The organism is Rhizobium sp. NZLR1 (assembly GCF_017357385.1).
Lineage (GTDB): Bacteria > Pseudomonadota > Alphaproteobacteria > Rhizobiales > Rhizobiaceae > Rhizobium.
Map to the genome: position 1 here is coordinate 131,526 of NZ_CP071637.1, position 20,221 is coordinate 151,746.

General features: G+C 58.1%; 17 protein-coding genes. 4 read left to right on the top strand and 13 right to left on the bottom strand.

Features of this window, described 5'->3' with window-relative positions; translation table 11 throughout:
• Positions 1 to 11 precede the first annotated feature (11 nt).
• Genes J3O30_RS32435 through J3O30_RS32445 form a run of 3 tightly spaced genes read left to right on the top strand, consistent with a single transcriptional unit; the run spans position 12 to position 3,576 of the window.
• The gene (locus J3O30_RS32435; protein WP_207586149.1) at positions 12 to 1,061 is read left to right on the top strand and encodes an ABC transporter permease subunit; all 1,050 of its coding nucleotides are present in this window, start codon (positions 12 to 14) and stop codon (positions 1,059 to 1,061) included.
• Positions 1,058 to 2,149, top strand: coding sequence for an ATP-binding cassette domain-containing protein (locus J3O30_RS32440; protein ID WP_207586150.1), 1,092 nt, complete (start codon positions 1,058 to 1,060; stop codon positions 2,147 to 2,149). Before J3O30_RS32435 ends, J3O30_RS32440 begins: the two co-directional genes overlap by 4 nt.
• Positions 2,146 to 3,576 (top strand): aldehyde dehydrogenase family protein, encoded by a 1,431-nt coding sequence (locus tag J3O30_RS32445; RefSeq protein ID WP_207585936.1) that lies wholly within the window; start codon positions 2,146 to 2,148, stop codon positions 3,574 to 3,576. The genes J3O30_RS32440 and J3O30_RS32445 overlap by 4 nt, the downstream gene beginning before the upstream one ends.
• 82 nt (positions 3,577 to 3,658) lie before the next feature.
• Here the strand turns inward: J3O30_RS32445 and J3O30_RS32450 are convergent, their stop codons facing one another.
• The 11 genes from J3O30_RS32450 to J3O30_RS32500 all read right to left on the bottom strand — a co-directional run bounded on the left by J3O30_RS32450 (position 3,659) and on the right by J3O30_RS32500 (position 16,004).
• Positions 3,659 to 4,717 (bottom strand): GlxA family transcriptional regulator, encoded by a 1,059-nt coding sequence (locus J3O30_RS32450; protein ID WP_207585937.1) that lies wholly within the window; start codon positions 4,715 to 4,717, stop codon positions 3,659 to 3,661.
• A gap of 31 nt (positions 4,718 to 4,748) precedes the next feature.
• The gene (locus J3O30_RS32455) at positions 4,749 to 6,353 is read right to left on the bottom strand and encodes a GMC family oxidoreductase N-terminal domain-containing protein (protein ID WP_207585938.1); all 1,605 of its coding nucleotides are present in this window, start codon (positions 6,351 to 6,353) and stop codon (positions 4,749 to 4,751) included.
• Positions 6,353 to 7,345, bottom strand: coding sequence for a flavin reductase (locus J3O30_RS32460; RefSeq protein ID WP_207585939.1), 993 nt, complete (start codon positions 7,343 to 7,345; stop codon positions 6,353 to 6,355). The genes J3O30_RS32455 and J3O30_RS32460 overlap by 1 nt, the downstream gene beginning before the upstream one ends.
• 18 nt (positions 7,346 to 7,363) lie before the next feature.
• On the bottom strand, positions 7,364 to 8,698 hold the full coding sequence (locus J3O30_RS32465; RefSeq protein ID WP_207586158.1) for an LLM class flavin-dependent oxidoreductase: 1,335 nt from the start codon (positions 8,696 to 8,698) through the stop codon (positions 7,364 to 7,366).
• Positions 8,699 to 9,119: 421 nt separating this feature from the next.
• Positions 9,120 to 10,043, bottom strand: coding sequence for a MurR/RpiR family transcriptional regulator (locus J3O30_RS32470; RefSeq protein WP_207585940.1), 924 nt, complete (start codon positions 10,041 to 10,043; stop codon positions 9,120 to 9,122).
• 14 nt (positions 10,044 to 10,057) lie between these two features.
• Positions 10,058 to 11,104, bottom strand: a complete 1,047-nt coding sequence (locus tag J3O30_RS32475; RefSeq protein ID WP_207585941.1) for a C45 family peptidase — start codon at positions 11,102 to 11,104, stop codon at positions 10,058 to 10,060.
• Positions 11,094 to 11,822 (bottom strand): glutamine ABC transporter ATP-binding protein GlnQ, encoded by a 729-nt coding sequence (glnQ, locus tag J3O30_RS32480; protein WP_207585942.1) that lies wholly within the window; start codon positions 11,820 to 11,822, stop codon positions 11,094 to 11,096. Before glnQ ends, J3O30_RS32475 begins: the two co-directional genes overlap by 11 nt.
• The gene (glnP, locus tag J3O30_RS32485; RefSeq protein WP_207585943.1) at positions 11,819 to 12,475 is read right to left on the bottom strand and encodes a glutamine ABC transporter permease GlnP; all 657 of its coding nucleotides are present in this window, start codon (positions 12,473 to 12,475) and stop codon (positions 11,819 to 11,821) included. The genes glnQ and glnP overlap by 4 nt, the downstream gene beginning before the upstream one ends.
• A gap of 64 nt (positions 12,476 to 12,539) precedes the next feature.
• A complete protein-coding gene (glnH, locus tag J3O30_RS32490) occupies positions 12,540 to 13,289 on the bottom strand; it encodes a glutamine ABC transporter substrate-binding protein GlnH (protein ID WP_207585944.1) in 750 nt (249 codons plus the stop codon).
• A gap of 496 nt (positions 13,290 to 13,785) precedes the next feature.
• Positions 13,786 to 15,117, bottom strand: coding sequence for an aspartate aminotransferase family protein (locus J3O30_RS32495; protein WP_207585945.1), 1,332 nt, complete (start codon positions 15,115 to 15,117; stop codon positions 13,786 to 13,788).
• The gene (locus tag J3O30_RS32500; protein ID WP_207585946.1) at positions 15,114 to 16,004 is read right to left on the bottom strand and encodes a MurR/RpiR family transcriptional regulator; all 891 of its coding nucleotides are present in this window, start codon (positions 16,002 to 16,004) and stop codon (positions 15,114 to 15,116) included. Before J3O30_RS32500 ends, J3O30_RS32495 begins: the two co-directional genes overlap by 4 nt.
• Positions 16,005 to 16,099: 95 nt before the next feature.
• Here J3O30_RS32500 and J3O30_RS32505 point away from each other — a divergent pair, with 95 nt between their 5' ends.
• Positions 16,100 to 16,942 carry a 3-keto-5-aminohexanoate cleavage protein gene (locus J3O30_RS32505; protein ID WP_207585947.1) on the top strand — a complete coding sequence of 281 codons (843 nt, stop codon included), beginning with the start codon at positions 16,100 to 16,102 and terminating at the stop codon, positions 16,940 to 16,942.
• Positions 16,943 to 17,407: 465 nt separating this feature from the next.
• On the opposite strand, the gene J3O30_RS32510 is transcribed toward J3O30_RS32505, so the two are convergent.
• Entirely contained in the window at positions 17,408 to 18,568 is a 1,161-nt protein-coding gene (locus J3O30_RS32510) for an FAD-dependent oxidoreductase (protein WP_207585948.1), read from the bottom strand.
• Between the two features lie 25 nt (positions 18,569 to 18,593).
• Positions 18,594 to 20,018, bottom strand: coding sequence for an FAD-dependent oxidoreductase (locus tag J3O30_RS32515; RefSeq protein WP_207585949.1), 1,425 nt, complete (start codon positions 20,016 to 20,018; stop codon positions 18,594 to 18,596).
• Between the last annotated feature and the right edge of the window lie 203 nt (positions 20,019 to 20,221).

Sequence of the window (20,221 nt, forward strand, 5' to 3'; positions counted from 1 at the left end):
CCTGGGTGCTCATGGCTTTTTACGATGGACTGTTCAATCACCTTGGTCTTCGTGACTGGTGCGACGCTTCGGCCTCGACTGGCCCTGTCAGCATGGCCGACCTGATCAAGAAGAGCAAAGAGGCAGGTGGGCCGCCGCCCTCATTAATGGATGCTCCCTTTCCCTCGCTCGACGCCTTCCACGATGCCTGCCGGGCCATTCCACGAACGCGCGATTTTACGTCGGGGATAGAAAGCGGCTTCCTATACATCCGCGTAGCGCTGAAGACGGTGCTCGATCCCCTGACCCAGCCGCTGTCCTGGCTGCTCGATTCATCGCTGCGCTTGGTTGAGATTGCGCCCTGGTGGGCGATGGTCCTGGCGCTTCTGGTCTTGGTCTACCTCGCGTCCCGCTCGTGGTCGATCCTGGCATTGGTCGCTGCGGGGCTTCTGGTTCTCGGCGTCGTCGATCACCTTCACTATGCGTTGCAGACCATGGCGATCGTCTTTTCCTGCACCTTCATTTGCATTCTGGTTGGCATCCCGATCGGCATACTCATGGCGAAGAGCAAACGGATGGAGCGGCTTTCGCTTCCCGTGCTCGACATGCTCCAGACGCTGCCGTCCTTCGTCTACCTCATTCCGCTGATCTTCCTGTTTTCGGTGACGGAATCGAAGCTCTACGGCATCGCCATCATCCTTTACGCGGTGGTCCCAGTTATTCGTCTGACCAATCTCGGTATCCGCATGGTTGACGGCAGTGTCGGCGAAGCCGCCGATGCGTTTGGCATGGATGGGTGGCAGAAGTTGTTCCGGGTCGAGATGCCGCTGGCATTGCCGAGCATCATGGCGGGGGTCAATCAGACGATCATGATGGCGCTGTCTATGGTGGTCATCGCATCGCTGGTCTCGGCCCCTGGCCTTGGTGTCCTCGTCCTGCGTGGTATCAACAATCTCGAACTTGGGACCGGGCTTGTCGCAGGTTTTGGCATTGTGCTGCTCGCAATCATGTTCGACCGGGTCAGCAAGGTCTCGATGTCGCGTATCAATGGAACTCTCCAGCCACGGGGAGAGCGCCCTTGACCGACCAGCCGAAGATTTCGATCCGAGACCTCTACAAAATATTCGGCCCCCACCCTCATTCCATGGTGCCGAAGGTTCATGGTGGCATGGGCAAGGCCGAGCTTCTCGAAAAGCACGGTCATGTCCTCGGGCTGAGAGACATCAACGTCGATATGCGCCGCGGCGACATCACCGTCATCATGGGCCTTTCGGGATCGGGGAAGTCGACCCTGATCCGGCATCTGAACGGTCTGATCAGTCCCACTGCCGGTGAAATCCTGCTGGACGGCATCGATGTGGCTGGCTTGACGGGAAAGGCACTTCGCGAGCTGCGACGCTTCCGCATGTCGATGGTGTTTCAGAGCTTCGCCCTGATGCCGCACATGCGTGTGGTCCAGAATGTCGAGATGGCGCAGGACGTCAGGGGCGACAACAAGACCGAGGCGCGGGAAAATGCCATCCGCTGGCTGGCGCGGCTCGGGCTCAAGGGTTACGAGAACCATTACCCGCACCAGCTTTCCGGTGGTATGCAGCAACGCGTCGGCATTGCGCGCGCACTTGCCTCCAATTCTGATGTCATGCTGATGGACGAGGCCTTCTCGGCGCTCGATCCGCTGATGCGCACCGACATGCAGAGCCTGCTGCTCGATCTGCAGCACGAGCTTTCGAAGACCATCATCTTCATTACCCACGATCTCGATGAGGCGCTCCGGCTCGCTGATCACCTTGTCATCCTCAAGGATGGCGTCGTCGTCCAGCAGGGCGAGCCGCAGAGCATCATCCTCAATCCCGCCGATGCCTATATCGAGAAGTTTGTCGATGACATCAACCGGGCTCGCGTCCTGCGCGCCGGCTCCGTCATGGTCTCGGATGTTGCGAATGGCACGGGGACCTTCGGCGAGGTGGATATCGACGACAACCTCGATACGGTCATGGCCCGCTCGGAAGGCGATCTTGCAAGCAGCTTGACGGTCGTGAAGGACGGACTACCGGTCGGGGTGATCAGAATGCAGGACGTCTTCAGGGCGTTGGTGCCGCGGCATTCGGTAAGGCCGGTCAGCGTCGAAAACGCGACCGCCGGGACAGTCAAACAGGAGCAGGCCACTTGAAGTACCTCGACCATTTCTACATCGATGGCCGCTTCGTTCCGGCCGGCGACAGGCCCCAGCGCGTCGTCGTCAACCCGGCGACCGAGGAGCCGGCCGGCACGATTGCCATGGGCACCGCCGAAGACGTCGATCTGGCCGTCAGGGCCGCTCGCCAAGCCTTCGGCACCTATGCCTTTTCCTCCCGCGAGGAGCGGCTGGCAATGCTTCGTCGCGTGCTGACCCTGTTCGATGAGCGGGCCGAGGAATTCGCCCGACTGACGACCCTGGAAATGGGCGCACCGATCACCTTTGCACGTGATGCCCAGATCGCCGGATCGCGGGCGCATATTGCCGACACGATCCGCATTCTCGAAACTTATGAGTTCGAACGCCTGGCGGGCCAGACATTGCTGTCCTTCGAGCCGGTCGGTGTCTGCGCGCTCATCACGCCCTGGAACTTCCCGGTGCTGCAGATCATCACCAAGGTGATGCCGGCGCTCGCGACCGGATGCACGATCGTGCTGAAACCGAGCGAATATGCGCCGATCAGCCCGATGTTGTTTGCCGAAGTCCTCCACGACGCCGGCGTCCCTGCGGGCGTCTTCAATCTGATCAATGGCGACGGGCCGACGGTCGGCGAAGCAATGTCGAGGCATCCCGATATCGACATGGTCTCATTTACGGGATCGACACGCGCTGGCGTTCAGGTTGCGAAGAATGCCGCCGACACCGTCAAACGCGTTCATCAGGAACTCGGCGGCAACTCGGCCAACATCGTGATGCCGGATGTCGATCTCGAGGCCTCGGTTACCAAGGGCGTTCTCGGCGCCTATCGCAATGCCGGCCAGTCCTGCACCGCTCCCACGCGCATGCTCGTGCCCCGCCATCTTCATGATAAAGCCGTCGAGATTGCCAGGCGCGCGGCAGAGTCCGTTGTCATCGGCGACGTGAACGATGATGCGACGACACTCGGCCCTGTCGTCAACCAGAGGCAGTTCGAGCGCGTCAAGTCGCTGATCGATGCAGGGATTGCCGAGGGCGCGACGCTGGTGACGGGCGGATCCGATATGCCGGCCAACATGAACCGCGGTTTTTTTGTCAAGCCGACCGTCTTCGCCGACGTGACACCGGAGATGAGCGTGGCGCGCGAGGAGATGTTCGGACCCGTCGTCAGCCTCATCCCCTACGATGGTACGGAGCAAGCCATCGCAATCACCAACGATACGCCCTATGGCCTCGCCGCCTATCTGCAGTCGAAGGATCTCGTCGCCGCCAAGCGCGTGGCATCCAGGCTACGAGCCGGGCAGGTGATGATCAACCACCCTTCATGGGACGCGTCGGCGCCTTTCGGCGGCTTCAAACAGTCGGGTAATGGTCGTGAATGCGGGGAGTTCGGCTTCGAGGCCTTTGTCGAAGTGAAGGCTGTCGGCGGTCTGCACGAAGATTGAGCGGACAGAATCTAACAATGGTCGCCCATCGAGGCGACCATTCCCCTGACATCCAGGCCGCTACCTCCCGGCACGAGAGCTTTCAATGAAGGCTCGAAGATGGTCCCGGCTTGAAACCGCCTTCGTCGATCTGCATTTTGAGGGTCGGCACCAAGACACTCCTTTGGCGCTGTTCTCTCAATCGCTGTGGCGATGCCCCATGGAACTGCCGGAAGCATTTACTGAAGTGGGACGCCGATATGAACCCGCTGGCTATCGCGATATCGACAATGGGCAAACCGGACTGCAGAACCATAAGGCGAGCGTGATCAAGCCGCAATTCGAGATAGAAGCGAGACGGAGACGTCGCTATTTCCTTTGCGAACAGTCGTTCCATTTGCCGTCGTGAGAGATTGATATGCTTGGCGACAGCCGAGATTTCAACCTGCTCGATTATGTTGTCTTCCATGAATTGTACGGCGGCGATGACAAGGGGATTGAGGGAACCCAAAGTGCTCCGATGGGATCGTTGACGCTCCGACGGGTCTCGGTGTCTGCCAATAATCGCTTGCTCGCCAATCGCCAGCACAACCTTTCGGCCAAACCTTTCGCTGACAAAATGAAGTATCATGTCGAACGACGCAATTCCTCCAGCGCATGTGTGAACGTCGCCATCGCTTTCCATGATGTTGCCACCAACAACGGCTGTTGGAAACAACTCTCTCAGCATTGGGATATGTTCCCAATGAATGGTGCAACGTCGGTCCGCTAGAAGACCGGCGTTGCCGAGAATGAAGGCGCCTGTGCATACCCCGGCAATTTCGACGCCGGATTTCCGGCTCTGCCGAAGCCAGCCTGCAACGGACTTATCCACGGCCTTTTCGACATTCCATCCGGCGCAAACGATGATCATGTCCGCGCGTTCCGACTGCGGGACGAGGCGCTCTTCGGAAACCGATCGGTCAGAGGCGACAGGAATTCCACAGCTTGCTCGCACAGGCTTTCCGTCGGCGGTGACGATCCTCCAACTGTGGGCTTCTCGTCCGAGCACGGCGTTCGCGAGACGAAGCGCCTCTATCGCGGCCGTGAATGCGAGCATGGTGAAGTCCGGAACAATGTAGAAAACAAATGTTCTGCGTTTCGCTTCTTCGGTCAAATCCATTCCCCGTTCTGGAAAGAATAAAGGTAACCCATCAGGCCGCCGCCCGCGCTATACGTTCCTTGAGGATCATCTCGGCGCCCCTTTCGCCGATCGCCATGCTGATGGCATTGAGGTTGCAACTCGGTATCTGCGGGATGATCGACGAATCCACGACCCGCAACCCTTCGACGCCGATGACCTTGAGCTCGGGCGTCACCACGGCAGCCGGGTCGATGCCCATCTTGCACGTACCGCAGGGATGATAGCTGCCCGCAGCATTGCTGCGCATGTAGTCGATCCACTCGTCGTCGGTCTGGACATCCTTGCCTGGCTTCATCTCGCCGGTGACGTAAGGCGCGAAGGCCCTCGACCGCAGCGCCGCACGGGCGATCCTGCCGCCGGCCATCAGCGTCTGAATGTCGTAGGGATCGCTCAGAAGATTGAGCTGGATCTTCGGTTGTTCGTAGGGGTCGGCTGAGCGCAGTTCGAGATAGCCGCGGCTGCGCGAATTGTTGACATTGGGCTGCAGATTGATCGCAGCCTCTTTCTGCATCTCGATGCCTTCGTCGGTGTAATTCGCGGAAAAGGCGCCGAAATGGAACTGGACATCAGGATATTCGAGCTCCGGGCGGGTCCTGACCAGACCCATGCCGGTGTAGGTATAGGTGGCATAGCCCGAGCGATCGAAGATGAACTGCGCGCCGTACTTCAGTATTCCGAGGAGGTTGAACTCCTGGTTCGGTGTCCTGACGTTCACATAGGCCTTCACCTGCGTGCTGGCATGTTCCTGAAGGTTGCGCCCGACGCCGGGGCTGTCGTGGAGCACATCGATGCCATGTGCCTGGAGCTGATTGCGAGGTCCGATGCCAGACAGCATCAAAAGCTTGGGCGAATTGATAGCGCTGGCTGAAAGGATAACCTCGCCTGAGCAGCGTTCGATCCTTGTCCGGCCGCCGACGTCGAATTCCACGCCTGACGCCCGTTTACCGTCGAATACCACGCGACGGACGATGGCACCCGTGACGATCTTCAGGTTGGGACGTTTCTTGATCGGGTCCAGATAACCCCTCGACGCGCTGAACCGCGTCCCCATATGCTGGGTGACGTGGCTTACAGCCGCTCCTTCGGTCGGCTCAGCATTGTAGGACGGATTATTGGGATATCCCAGTTCCTTCATCGCCTCGATAAAGACATAGGCGAGCTTCGGTGGCCTGCGGACGGCGCTGACGACGATCGGCCCGTTCTTGCCGTAGATGTCGGTGACGCCGTCACGGTTTCCCTCAACTTTCTTGAAGTACGGCAGCAACTCGTCATAAGACCAGCCGCGATTGCCGAGCTGCGCCCAATGATCGTAGTCGCCCCGATTGCCCCGGACATAGAACATCGCGTTGATTGAGCTGGAACCACCGAGAACCTTTCCACGTGGGACCATATCCCGCCGATTGTTGCGTGTCGGATCCGGTTCGGCCATGAACTTCCAGTTCAGGCGCTGGTCGGCCATCGCTTTGAAGGCCAGCGACGGCATCATGATGTTGAACCGCTTGTCGCTGCCACCAGCTTCGAGCAGCAGCACCTTGACTGCCGGATCGGTGCTGAGCCGGTTGGCCAGCACGCATCCGGCCGACCCCGCCCCGATGATGATATAGTCCCAGTCCATCAGTTCTTTGTCCGATTACGGGCAATCAGCTTAGCAAGGGTTCGGAACGTGGCGCGCAGGTCGGACTCCGGAATTCCCTCGACCTCCCGGTTCTGAAACTCCTGCCATCTATTGCGGATTGCCTCGCGCAGCTGCCGCCCTGTTTGTGTCAGCGTCAGGCCGCCATCAGCAGAGGTCACCAGCATCGCGCGTTCGGCGAGCGCCGAGATTGCGTCCTCAGTGTCTCGCTGTCCGAGATAAGTGGCTCGCGCCAACGCATCCTTTTTCATGCCGGCATTGTCGTAAAGGCAGGCAAGAACACGGGCGAGGGCTATATCGACGCCCTCGGCACGGCGATGCTCGTCGAATGTCGCCGAGATCAGATGATGAGCGTCGAATATTTGGGAAATGATGGTTTCGGCAGAGGATGTTTCCGGATTGGAGCCCGCGGTCTCGGGAGCCGGCGAGGCATCCGGATGGGAATCTGCGACGCTATATTGCCCCTTGGCAAAGAGAAGCGGCTCGCCGTCGAACCGGCTGGCACGCCGCACGAGACCGATGAGGATCGTGTGATCGCCGCTTTCGACCTGGGAATAAGTCTCGCACTCGAAATGCGCCAGGCAACCGTCGAGGAGCGGCGAGCCGAACTCGCCCGTCGCCCATGCGACATCCGCGAACTTGTCCTCGATCTTGCTCGAGAAATGCTTGGAGATATCGATCTGGGAGGCCGACAGAATATTCACCGCGAACCGGCCGCCACTCTTGAACAGCGCACAGCTGCGTGACGTATGCGCGATCGACCAGAGGATCAGTGGCGGGTCGAGCGACACGGAGGCAAAAGAATTGACGGTGACGGCTGCCCGTTGGCCATTCGTCTCCATGGTGATGATCGCGACCCCTGTTCCGTATTGGCCAAGGCATTTGCGAAATAGCCGACCGTCGATAGCAGGATCGCCTTCCTCGAGCGGCTGGGCGAAAGGCGTTTTGGTCGTGAGGGCAGGGCTGCTGGTCATTTCCGTACTCCCACTTTGTTAGGCGCGTTCGTAACGGCTGGCAGGAACCGGCAGGCCGAGATTTTCGCGAAGCGTACGACCCTCGTATTCCTCGCGAAAGCGGCCGCGCTTGCGCAACTCGGGGAGGACAAGCTCGACGAAATCATCGATGCCGGCTGGAAGGTGCGTAGGTGTGATATTGTAGCCGTCGGCAGCGCCCGCCTCGAACCAGGATTCCATTTCGTCGGCAACATCCTCCGCCGTCCCAACAACGGTTTTGTGTTCCTGCGCCATGCCCAGCTTCTTGTAGAGCTGGCGGATCGTCAGGTTCTGCTTTTGGGCAAGATCGTAATACATCTGCGCACTGCTCTTCAGGCCGACCTTGTCGAGATCTGGCTTCGGAACTGGCCCGTCGAGAGGCAGGTGTGAGAGATCGCCAAAAGACCGATAGAGGAGTTGAAGTCCGACGACCGGATCAATCAGGGATTCGAGCTGCTCATATTTCTCCTGCGCCTCTTCGCGCGTGCGGCCGACAATTGGCGTCAGGCCGAGCATCATGAGCAGATCGGTGCGTTTCCGGCCGTAGCCTTCCAGCCTGTCTTTGACCGACCCGTAGTAATCCTGCGCCGACTTGAGATCGTTCTTGGCCATGAAGACCATGTCGCAGTGCCTTGCCGCAATCTGTTGTCCCGGTTCGGACACGCCCGCCTGAACCAGAATTGGGCGCCCCTGCGGCGAATGACGAACGCTAAGCGGTCCACGGACGGAGAAATGCTTTCCCACGTGATCGAGGACATGCATCTTCTTCTCGTCGTAGAAGACGCCGGATTCCTTGTCGATGATGAAGGCATCCTCATCCCAGCTATCCCACAGACCTGTGACCACCTCGACGAACTCCTGCGCCCGCTCATAGCGGGTGTCGTAGTCGAGCTGCTTGCTCATCGAGAAGTTCCAGGCTTCCTGATCCGACCAGGACGTCACAACATTCCAGGCAGCTCGGCCTCCGCTGATCTGGTCGAGCGAGCCATATTTGCGGGCGATATGGAAAGGCTCGTTGTAGGTGGTGGAGGCAGTGGCGACCAGACCGATGTTTTGCGTAAGCGCAGCCAACGCTGAGAGCAGCGTTAAAGGTTCCAGCTCGACGTTATGATGCGAACGGCATATCGAGCCCTTCGGCTTGTCGTCCAATCGGACGCCAATGCCGTCTGCCAGAAATATCATGTCAAACTTGGCACGTTCTGCTGTCTGCGTGACGCCAAGAAACGACTGAAGCATCGAGTTGCCGCCACGGACCGCATCCGGATGGCGCCACGCGCCAACATGATATCCCATGTAGCGTATCGAAAGGCCGAGTTTCATCTGCTTTTTGGTCATGGAGAGCCCCGCTGGCAAACCGAAAACAATCGATCCGGTGGTCGATCGTTTCCAATGAGGTACATATCGTTGGGGCAAAGTCCGCCTTTGGCAGCGCGTTGTAAACGCCGAAAAAACTGCCGTCTTTGTAAAGTCTGGCTTACGTGAACTCCATGCTTCAGGCATTGATGGAAACGCTCCTCATCCAAGGAACTTCCACCATCTGATACGTGTCGCCGCAGAAAAATCTAGGGAACTTTGCGGAAATAAGGTGTTGGAGTACGCACGCGGTATTGCGTACATGTTGGTTAACGATGCCGTTGGTTCATATCTGTTCAAGGCGATCAGATTTCACTCGGGAACAGGCTATATTACATCCCGCTGATTGCCGATCGAAAGCTGGCGACGACGCGACCGACATCCTGGTGACCAGAATGAGCGGCTACATCTCAACTTTCATAGAGCTGAGCAATGCTTCTCTCGACGCGAGGCTTGTCATGGCGCGATCACCCATTTGGCGGGCCACGAGATTGAGTAACCCTTCGCAAAATACGATATAGGCACCCATGCTGTTGCTGAAAAAACTGCTCGCATGGGGCACGAAAAATGCGTGTCGGGAGGGGCCGACGAGAGGAGAAGCGCGTGTATCCGTCACCGCGATAACGATAAGACCGAGCTTGGCCGCAATTTCAGCCACGTTAGCGACGCTTCGGGTATACGGCGCGCAACTCGCAACGACGATGACGTCCCCCTTTTCCAACTGTGCCATCGCCTCTGCGACGCCAAGGCGAGGCGCGTCCAGCAGCGAGACATCGCTGCGTAACATCCCCAGGCCATAGGTGAGAAAGCTCGCAAATGCATGAAACTGACGGACGCCATGGACCCTGATACGGCTCGCATTTGCTAGCAAATCGGCGGCTTCAAGCAGCGCGTTCGGCTGAAGCTGCGTCAGGAAACCGTCGATATTGTTCTTGGTTTCTCGGCCTAGCCTTTCGAAGATGTGCAGTTCCTCCTCGCTGTCCTCCTTCGTCGAGAGAAGACGCCCCGCCTGCTGACTGTAGAAGTGCCGATCGTCCGCAGAAAACGCCTGGCGAAAAACCCTCTGAAAATCGCTGAACCCGGCAAAGCCGAGTTTTTGAGAAAGCCGAGTTAAGGTCGAAGCGTTCACCCCAAGACCGGACGCCAATTCGGAAATGGTTCGAACGGCTGTCTGCTCGGGTGTCTCCACCAACTTTGCCAGTACGTCGAGCGCTTTGTTACCGAGCGAGATATTGGCGTTCTCGCGATTGATGCTCACCGTGAGGTTCCGGAGTTCGTCGATTGTCGCCGGTTTTACAAAATCGGTCGCCTCGTTCGTTAAAGCCATTCATACGCCTCGGGTCACATTGCCGCGATGTTCAGATCAATGTTCTCGAAACGAGCTGCTGATCCCTCGCTATCATAAACGGCCCATTCGACGCTGTCCCTGCCGATTTTGAAGACGGCCGTGGCAAGCGTGTTTTCGCCATCGGGATCGTCAGGCTGCATGCGATAGATCGGCAATGCGTGCCGTTCCCTGTCTCGAAGAATGGAGAGCGGATCCAGTGATCCGTCGCTTGCATCGAGGATACCCCTTCCACGTTCCTGCCGGGAGGCGGACGACCCCGTTATGATCTGCGGCTGCGACGCCATGTCCGCATGCACGAGATGGTTGGCATGCACAGATGCGCCGGCAATATCCAGGACCGAGCAACGGGTGTGCGTGAACTCGACGCTGGCCAGGCGAGACTGGCCCGCTTGCGCTAGCGTCAAGTGAAACGCACCAGCGCGCGGCGCTTCAGACAGCAAAGAGAGCGCAGCATCAATCGTCGGGCAATCGAGGATAGCGCGGGTTAGCACCATTCGCGGCAACCCGCCTCCACTGAGCGTTGAACGAATGTTGTTCACGGTCAGCACGAGGCCGTTGCTGTTGATCGCGAATGTATGCCCGGGTATAGAGCCCGGATAGACGAATGCTGTGAAAGACCGACCTCGTTCGGGAGCAATGGTCGCCAGTGCGCAGCCCTGTCTCAGCCCCGGATCGCCGTCTTCGTTGTGAGCAACGACCGGGCACGCGCCTGGTATCTGAACGGTGGTGCAGCCGTCCGGCGCCATTGCCCAGAGATCACCTCGGCAATTCCAAGCAAAAACCTCGTTGAAGGGAAGCCCCAGCCCGTCCGCCAGGCCCAAAAGCTCCTGCCAGTATTGCGGGTAGCGTTGTTCGACCAGCGATCTGGCAACTCGTACCCGGTCGTCGTCCCTGAACGCCATCACCGTTGCCCAGGCATATGTCCTGACGAGATGACCGTGGACGAGAGCCGCTCCCTGGTGCCCGAGACCCCGACCGATATCGTAGTGGCTCCCCTTGAGGGTCAGGCTGGTAAGACGATAGCCGGTGTCAGTGGACATGCTGCAGGAACTCGCGGAGACGTGGATTTTGGGGATTGTCGAGAAGAACAGCCGGATCGCCGTCAACGGCGATATTGCCGTTTTCCATGAAGATCAGCCGTGTTCCGACCTGGCGAGCGAAGGCGATCTCGTGCGTCACCACGATCATCGTCATGCCTTCCTCGGCCAGCGACTGCATGACGCGCAACACCTCGTGACGCAGTTCCGGGTCGAGCGCGGAGGTCGGCTCGTCGAACAACATCAGTTTTGGCTTTACTGCCAACGCGCGGGCAATGGCCACACGTTGCTGTTGGCCCCCGGACAACTCCGATGGATAATGGTGGCCGCGATCGGCGAGACCGACTTTTGCAAGCAACGCGGTCGCCTGCGCGGTCGCTTCCGCCTTGCCGAGATTGCGGACCCGTCGCGGACCGAACGCGACATTTTCAAGGGCGGTCATCTGGGGGAACAGGTTGAACTGCTGAAACACCATTCCGGCTTCCTGGCGTATCAGCCGGACCTTGGCGCGGCTTTCTCGCACGCTGATCCCGTCAACGACGAGATCGCCGCCGTTGATGTCTTCGAGTGCGTTGATACAGCGCAACAGAGTGGACTTTCCGGAGCCGGACGGACCGATCAGGACAACAACTTCGCCCGTGTCGATCCTGAGGTCGACGTCCTGTAAGACCGAAATCGGCCCAAAATTCTTGGTGACGTTTTTGAATTCGACGAGGCTCATAGGATCCGCATCCTTTTCTCAGTGATCCGCAGGATGAGGGTCAGCGTTCCAGTCATGATCAGATAGAACACAGCGACAGCCGACCAGATTTCGACGGCGCGGAAATTCGCCGCCATGATTTCCTGACCCTGACGTGTCAATTCGCCAACGCCGATTACGATGAACAGGGAGGTATCCTTCAAACTGACGATGAACTGATTTCCAAGTGCTGGGATCATGCGCCGAAAGGCCAGTGGGCCGACGACGTAGACCAACACCTTCCAGAGCGGCAGGCCAAGCGCCAGGCCTGCTTCCTTCAAACCCTTATGGATGGATAGAAACGAGCCCCGGACGATTTCCGCGATATAGGCACCGGCATTGAAGACGATCGACACGATAGCGGCCATCAGCGGATTGATCCGGATGTCGGCCAGCAGCGGAAGCGCGAAATAGATGAACATCACCTGCACGATGATCGGTGTGCCCCGGATAATTTCAATATAGATAAATGCAGCGGCGTTGAGGGCGGCATTGCCGTAAGCGCGCATTAAGCCGGCACCAATACCGATCAACAACCCGCCAGCGAGGCCGGCAAGCGCGATCATGACGGTCAGCCGCGCGCCCTTGAACAGTTCCGGCAGTGCCTGCCAGATCACGGACCAATCGAATTCCATAGAAATCATCTCCATGCGAGGAAGGAGCGCCGGCACAGCCGGCGCTGGTAATCTCGTTTGGAGATCAGCTCTTCGGCGGTTCGGAACCGAACCACTTTTTATAGATGGTGGTATAAGTACCGTCGCTCTTCAGTTTGGCGAGTGACACGTTGACCTTGGCGACAAGCTCGCTGCCCTTGGGGAACGCCATGCCATACTGCTGTGCCATCATCTGAGAGCCGACGGTCTTCACTTTACCCTGGCCGTTGGTCTTGATGTAGTAGAGCACGTTCGGCGTGTCGTGCATGGCGGCATCCGCACGGCCGGTCGCGACTTCCAGATAGGCATTGTCGCTGTTGGGGAACAGGCGGAGCTCCGTATCCTTGAAGTTTTCCTTTGCGTAGTCGGTTGCGGATGTTCCCGTCTTCACGGCAAGCGTCTTGCCCTTCAGATCTTCCGGCCCCTTGATGGTGCTGTCTGTCGGTACCATCAGCAGGAAGCCGCTGTCATAATAGCCGTCCGAGAAGTCGATGACCTTCTTGCGCTCATCCTTGATCGTGATGCCGGCGAGACCGACGTCGACCTGCTTTGTCTGAAGGGCGGGAAGGATGCCATTGAAATCCATCGGTTGCAGCGTGTAGGTGACGCCAATGTCCTTGGCGACCGCATCCCAGAGGTCGATGTCGAAGCCGACATATTTGTCGCCTTGCTTGAATTCGAATGGCACGAATGCCGTATCGGTGGCAACGACAAGATCGGCCGCCCGTGTGGGCGACGAGAGTGCGATTGCCGTCACTATGGCGGCGCCCAGCAGGTATGCAAATCCCAGTTTCATGTGAGTTCCCCTTTTTTGGCAAAGCATCCGGCGTTTGCCTTCGGTCTACGAGTGCAAATATAGAATGCTTTTGTAACGTTGTCGCATTTGAAATTTGCACAGTGATGCCAGGGGCATGCACTGGCGGGCGGAAAATGCCCGCCTTATCCTAACGTGACGAAATCATCCTTCGGGTGACTGCAGACGGAAAGACATGCTGGATGTGAGGAGTTTCAATTGCTTAGCGTGAGACCAACGTCGTCGCTTGAAATCTCGTCCCGCTCTACATGCCCAGAAAATATTCAACACGATTAAAAGAGATCCATATGGATCATATTTTTTGATCAAGAAATGAATGGATCACAAATTGTTACAGTGTCGGGCATCGGTCGAGCCTTGATGCGCGGGTTGCCCGGAGGAAGCTGGCAAACGGCAAACGGGAACGGCCAGAAGACTGGTCATTACGGCCGTTCCAAGTTTTGGTTCCGTCGAAGGGCGCGCCTGATTGGGCGCAACGTCAATGTGTGGACGCGATAGCTGCATCCACAGCATCGCCGAGGCGCTCGACGATCATATCGATGTCGTGCTTGTTGACGATGAAGGGCGGTGCCATCAGCACGTGATCGCCGATCTTTCCGTCGATCGTTCCGCCCATTGGATAGACCATCAGCCCACGAGCCATGGCTTCCCTCTTGATGCGGGCATGGAGCTTCAGCGCCGGGTCAAAGGGTGCTTTTGTCGTCCGTTCACTGACGAGTTCGATACCCTGAAAAAGGCCGCGCCCTCTGATATCGCCGACATGATAGTGGTTGCCGAAACGCTCGTTCAGCCGCATCTCCAGGTGGCGCCCCATTTCGACGACGTTGGCGAGCAAGCCATCCCGCTTCAGGATCTCCTGCACGGCAAGGCCGGCCGCCGCCGCCATCGGATGGCCCATATAGGTATGGCCATGCTGGAAGAAGCCGGAGCCGTGGGAAAATGCGTCGAAGATCGCGCCGGACAAAAGCACGGCCCCGATCGGCTGGTATCCTCCGCCGAGGCCCTTTGCGATGGTCATCAGGTCCGGTGAGGTGCCATCCTGCTCGCAGGCATGCAACGTGCCGGTGCGGCCCATCCCGCACATGACCTCGTCAAGGATCAGCAGAACGCCGTATTTGTCGCAGATCGCCCGGATGCGCTTGAAATAGTCGGCCACAGGCGGGACTGCGCCGATCGTGGCACCCACGACGGTTTCGGCGACGAACGCGATCACCTCGTCGCCACCAAGCTCCAGAATCCTGTCTTCAAGCTGCTGCGCGGCGCGGGCTGCGTATGCCTCGTCGCTTTCGCCTTCGGCCTGGAAGCGGTAGGCATAGCAAGGATCGATGTGGTGTGTCTCGATCAGCAATGGCTTGAACTGGGACCGGCGCCATTCGTTGCCGCCGGTGGCAAGCGCGCCGAGCGTATTGCCGTGGTAGCTCTGCCGGCGCGCAATGACGTGACGTCGCTGCGTCTCGCCCTTTTCCACGAAATATTGCCGCGCCATCTTTAGTGCAGCTTCGATGGCCTCCGATCCGCCACTGACGAGATAGACATGATCAAGCCCGGCCGGCGCATCCTCGACCAGACGATCCGCCAGCCGTTCCGCAACTTCTGTGGTGAAGAACCCGGTATGGGCATAGGCTAATTTGTCCAACTGCTCATGTAACGCTTGGATCACATCGGGATGTCCATGCCCGAGGCAGGACACGGCAGCGCCACCGGACGCATCGATATAGGCCTTTCCAGCGGCATCGAAGAGTTTGATGCCCTTGCCGGCGACGGCAACGGGCAGCTGAGCGTGAATTGCCCGGTGGAGAAGATGCGTCATGGCTGTCTCTTACTGTTTCTTGGCTTGATATGAACATTGAATGAGGCCAATTGCTCGTCGAAACGACGAAGCGCCTCGACTGCTTCTTCTCCCCCATGGCCCGCTAGCAGCGCGCCCAGAACTTCAGCAACCGCGAAGGCTGGCGACATGGTGTGGAAGAACGATGGACCTTCGGTTGAGACCAAAATGGTGGCTGTTGCAAACTGCGCCAGGGGCGCGACTTCGCTGTCGGTAATAGCCACGACGTTGACGCCGCGGTGCCGGGCATATTCGGCAACTTCGATCGTCGCACGGGTGTAAGGCAGAACGCTCGCGACGAGCAAGACATCATCCGGCGTCGCTGTTCCGATCGCATCCGCGCCTGTTCCGGCGATGCCGTCGAGCATTGTCGTTTTATCGCCAATCAGCGTCAAAATGTAATGAAGGTGCCAGGCGACAGCGTGGCTGGCACGCAGGCCGAGGCAGTAGATCCGGCGAGCCTTTGCTAATGTAGCTGCGGCATTCACGATGCGATCGAGGGACCGCGGCTCAGCAAGGCGGGCGATCTGCCCTCCGATCGATTGAAGCATTTCCGCCGCAAGAGCGTGATCGCCCTTCAGCCTCTGGCTTAAGGCCTGGGCTCCGGCCTTGCCCGCAAAGCCGGCATCCCCGCTGCGCATTGCCTCGGCATAGAGATTGCGTATGGCGTCATAACCATCCAGCCCCAGATGCTTGGCAAACCGCGTCATCGTCGCCGGTTGCACGCCGGCCTGGCGGGCCTGCTCTCGCATCGACAGCAGAGCGACGTCGCTCGGATGATCGAGCACATAGCGCGCAGCGGCCTGCAATTGCGTCGACATGCCTTCGAATGCCGTGATGATCGCTTCTGTCAAAGGTCCCTGGTGCATCATCCCAACTTACATAGTTTCGATTCAGGTTGCAACATTTGTTTCATTGATAGATATTAAGATCTAATTGGATCCTATTGGAGTGAACGATTTTCATGAATGCAAAAGCCACTCTGAATTCAATTGCAGTAGCCGTCGCTCCGAACGGCGGTCGCGGCACGAAGGCTGATCATCCGGCCATACCCTTGACGCCGGCTGAGTTGGCAAGAACAGCGGCGGAATGCCTTGAGGCTGGCGCCGCCATGATCCATGTGCATGTCCGCAAGCCCGATGGCTGCCATCTTCTGGATGCCGACGCCTATCACGCTGTCATTGCCGCGATAGAGGCAGAGGTGGGTGATCGGATCATTGTTCAGATCACCAGCGAAGCGCTTGGAATATATCAACCGCACGAGCAGATAGCGGTCGTCAAAGCCGTGAAGCCGGAAGCGGTGTCACTCGCGCTCCGCGAGCTCGTTCCGGATGAGACATTTGAAGCAGAGTTCGCAGAGCTATTGCTGTGGACGAAACGGGAGCGGATCCTGCCCCAGATCATTCTTTATGATCAAGCAGAAGCTTTCCGCCTTGCTGACTTCATGCGCCGGGGGCTTGTTCCGTGGGGCGACATACCGGTTTTGTTTGTGCTTGGCCGCTACTCCGTCAATCAGCTGTCTCAACCGAACGAGATACTGCCATTCTTGGCGATGGAGACGCCGCGGTTTGCGCATTGGAGCGTTTGCGCCTTTGGTCGTTACGAAGCCGCCTGCGTCACTACCGCAGCTCTACTCGGCGGAAATGTTCGCGTGGGTTTCGAGAACAACATTTCGTTGCCGGATGGCACTCTCGCGAAAACGAACGCGGATCTTGTTGGCATTGTCAGAAAATCGGTGGAGACGCTTGGCGTTGTCACCCACGATGGCGAAGAGCTTCGCGAGCGTCTTCATAAGATGTTGGGTTAGGGTCAGATCGGGAATGCGGCTATGCAGCAAATTTATTATGTTAGGACGCTATCGCGTTAATCAAACATTGCCAACGAATCCAAATACATAATCTGCGCGAGATGGGCTCACTGGAATTGGACGCCGACGGTTCAGATCTAATCAAGACCAAGGCATAGACCACCGATGGGCATCGGAGTGCGCCTCGGTGTCGGCACCTGCAGCGATTTAAGCGATGACATTCAATTTCTTGGCTAACAGCACGAGGAAGGTCTTCGCTATCCTTCCTACGGAGGCCTATGCAAATTCCAGGTCAACGCTGCGATGCTAACGACATCGGCGTTTGGAGACGCGAGGCAAGTAGGGAACGCCGATTGTTGTTGTGGCTGCCGATGAGGTTGGATCTAACTTAGCTCGAGGCGCTCAATCCAGAAACCCACTGAAAACGCCGACGCCGCACTGCGGACTTAGGCCCCAGTTCCTTAATTAGCTGTTGTACCGCCCCGCTTGCCAGTTTCTTCTCACCCGCCAATCGGGAGCTACATTTTTGAAGCGGTCAAGCGAGAGCTGGCCGACCGGCATCGCCGTTTCACGATTCATCAGCAACTGAGAGACGGCAATTCCCACTGCAGGTGCCATACCGAAGCCGTGGCCCGAGCATGCTGCGGTCACGAGGCCCGCGGGGCTTTCAAATCGATGAATCGTTGTCATTTGGTCAGGTGCCATGTCGACGATACCCGCCCAACTGCGAAGGAACTGCGCGCCCTTGAGGACAGGCATCGTCTCGATCGCCCTGCGCAGAATATTGCGGACGATTTGTGTGTTGGGCTTTGCCGGCTCTTTCCCGATTTCCAGATCAACCCACTCATACGGTCCGCCGTTCATGTGAAGGTTTCCTCGCTTCGTTTGGCGGATCGAGAGACCATTGCCGATAAACGCTTGCTCAAACAGAGGCGGCATCGGTGTTGTGACGAGCGCTTCCAGTCTCACCGGAGCAAGTGGGAAATGGATGCCCAGCGGCGCAAGCAGCAAGGAATTGTGAGCAGCAGCGCAAAGAGCCAACTTGTCACAATGAAGTTCACCCTGCGGGGTGCGAACACCCTTCACCTTACCGCCTTCGGCGAGCAGCTCGAGGACGGGGGTATACTCGCGTATTTCCCCGCCAAGATCGTTAAAAGCCCAGGCAAATGCCTGGGACGTCCGTTGCGGATTGGCGTGCCCCGACCGGCTCGTCCAGATGCCCCCGAGACAATTCGGGCTCAGGCACGGGATCAGCTTTCGCATCGCGTCACCGTCCAGGAATTCGAACGGGATGTCTGTTTTCTGGAAGGTGCCATACAGCGATTTAAGTTCGTCCAGTTCGCGTTCATCCAGTGCGGCCCAGATTCGCCCTTTCTGTGTCCACTCGGTCGGGTAACCCAGTTCATCGTCCAGGCTGTCCCAGAGCTTTTCGGCTTCCTGGGCAAGTGGACTTTCTGCAGGCGTTTCACCGCGCAGACTGAGATAGCCCGTTGCGCGCGACGACGCTTCGTAGGCAGTCGCGCCCGCATCCAGAACCAGCACCTTAGCGCCTGCTTTTTGTGCCTGGTAAGCGGTTGCCAGTCCCAATATCCCGGCGCCAACAACAATTATATCGAAGTTTTTCATTGTCTTATCCGGGTTGGCAATCTGATCAGTCTTGGCGGGTTTCGTAAGGCCACATCTGCCAATTCAGACGAATTTCGTCGCTCTCGTCGTCGTCCGCAATAAGACCCAGGTCAATTGGGCGCAGAGGGAAACGGTAGCTAGCCGGGCGGATCGCCTCGACGTCACAACCAAAGCGGAGCGACAGCGCCACAACTGCTTCATCGCGACAACGCTTACCTTGGCAATGGCCCATCGATACACGCGTCATCCGCTTCATAAAGTCTTGATTGATGCGAGGAGCATCAGAACTGTCACTTTGATTGACGGGCGTTTGCTGGTTGCGCAGCTCCTTACCCAGGTACGCAGGTGGGGCGATGCCACAGAATTCGCCCCGACTGACAGACTCGCATTGGCAGAGGGTGACTGCGTCATCGCCGCTCTGGTGCAAGGCGCTTATCCAGGCCTTGATGTAGTCCAACGTAGAAATTGAGGCGGCGGGAGGTGGCCCTGGAGGCGCATCCGGCTCCGCGCCATTGATCCGCTCAAGAAGGGCGTCAACCGCTCGATCATTGGCTGCCCAGAAGACGTTCTCAAGGCTGGTTTCGCCCTGAGCGTTGATTTCCGGGACCCAAGAGGCAACGTTCGGGTCATATTGCATCTTGCAGCCCATCGCGGCCGGCAATTCAATATTGGGCAATGTTGCAATTGCCACCGCAATGGAATCGCAATCGAGATCGAAAGTCGAGCTGCCATCGAGCGACGCGCATCGAGCTCCGGTGACGGCGACTGAACCTTTCGCTTCCTGCAGAACATGACCGAGGTGTACGGGGATAGTCTGTTGCGACAGCCATTCAGCTGCCTCTATACCTGCAGCGACCTCGTCGCCGGCTTCGATAACAGCGACGATCTCCACTCCACGTGACAACGCGGACCGAATGAAACGCAATGCGAGCTCGGAGGTGCCTAATACGACCACCTTCCGACCCTCGAAAACCTGATAGAGGTCGAGCAGCGCGATACCGGCCTTGCCTCCGAAGACGCCGGGCAACTCCCAACCCTTGAACGAGGGGACAAAGTCGCGAACGCCCGTGGCGATGATCAGAGAGTCGTGCTCCAGGATTTCGTTGCCATCCCGGGTCACCAATCCGACCCTTGGCCTTCCAACGTTGACGCAATTGGGACCATTGCGGAATGCGCCCCACAGGATAGTGGAAACGCGAATATCGACGCCTGCCTCCAGACATTCGACGAGCTCGGGGCTTCCTTCCAATAGGGCTTGTGCAATCGAGTTGTCGTTCAAGAGTGCCGAAGGAAGACCAGCCCCGTAAAACCATGGAGCATCGAAGCTCATATCTTTCATTGCTTGTGGATGCTCGTCGACGAGCGTGACGTCTTGTCCGACCGAGTGAGCCGCGAGCGCAAGTCTGCATCCAGCAGCGCTTGCTCCTACAACGACGATTTTCCCTAACATAGCCGTCTCCCTTCCCGATCAGGCTTCGTCGATACGGCCCTGGAGCTTCAGAAGCCTGGCATGTTCGAGGGTTGCCCCATTCCACGTGCGGCAGATGGTGAAAGCTCGTTACCCGAACCGATGTTGTGATTCCTCTCGTCGAGGGGAACACTTGAGCCAGCAGTCAGACGATAGCTCGCTTAAAACAGACCGACAAGTCGAAA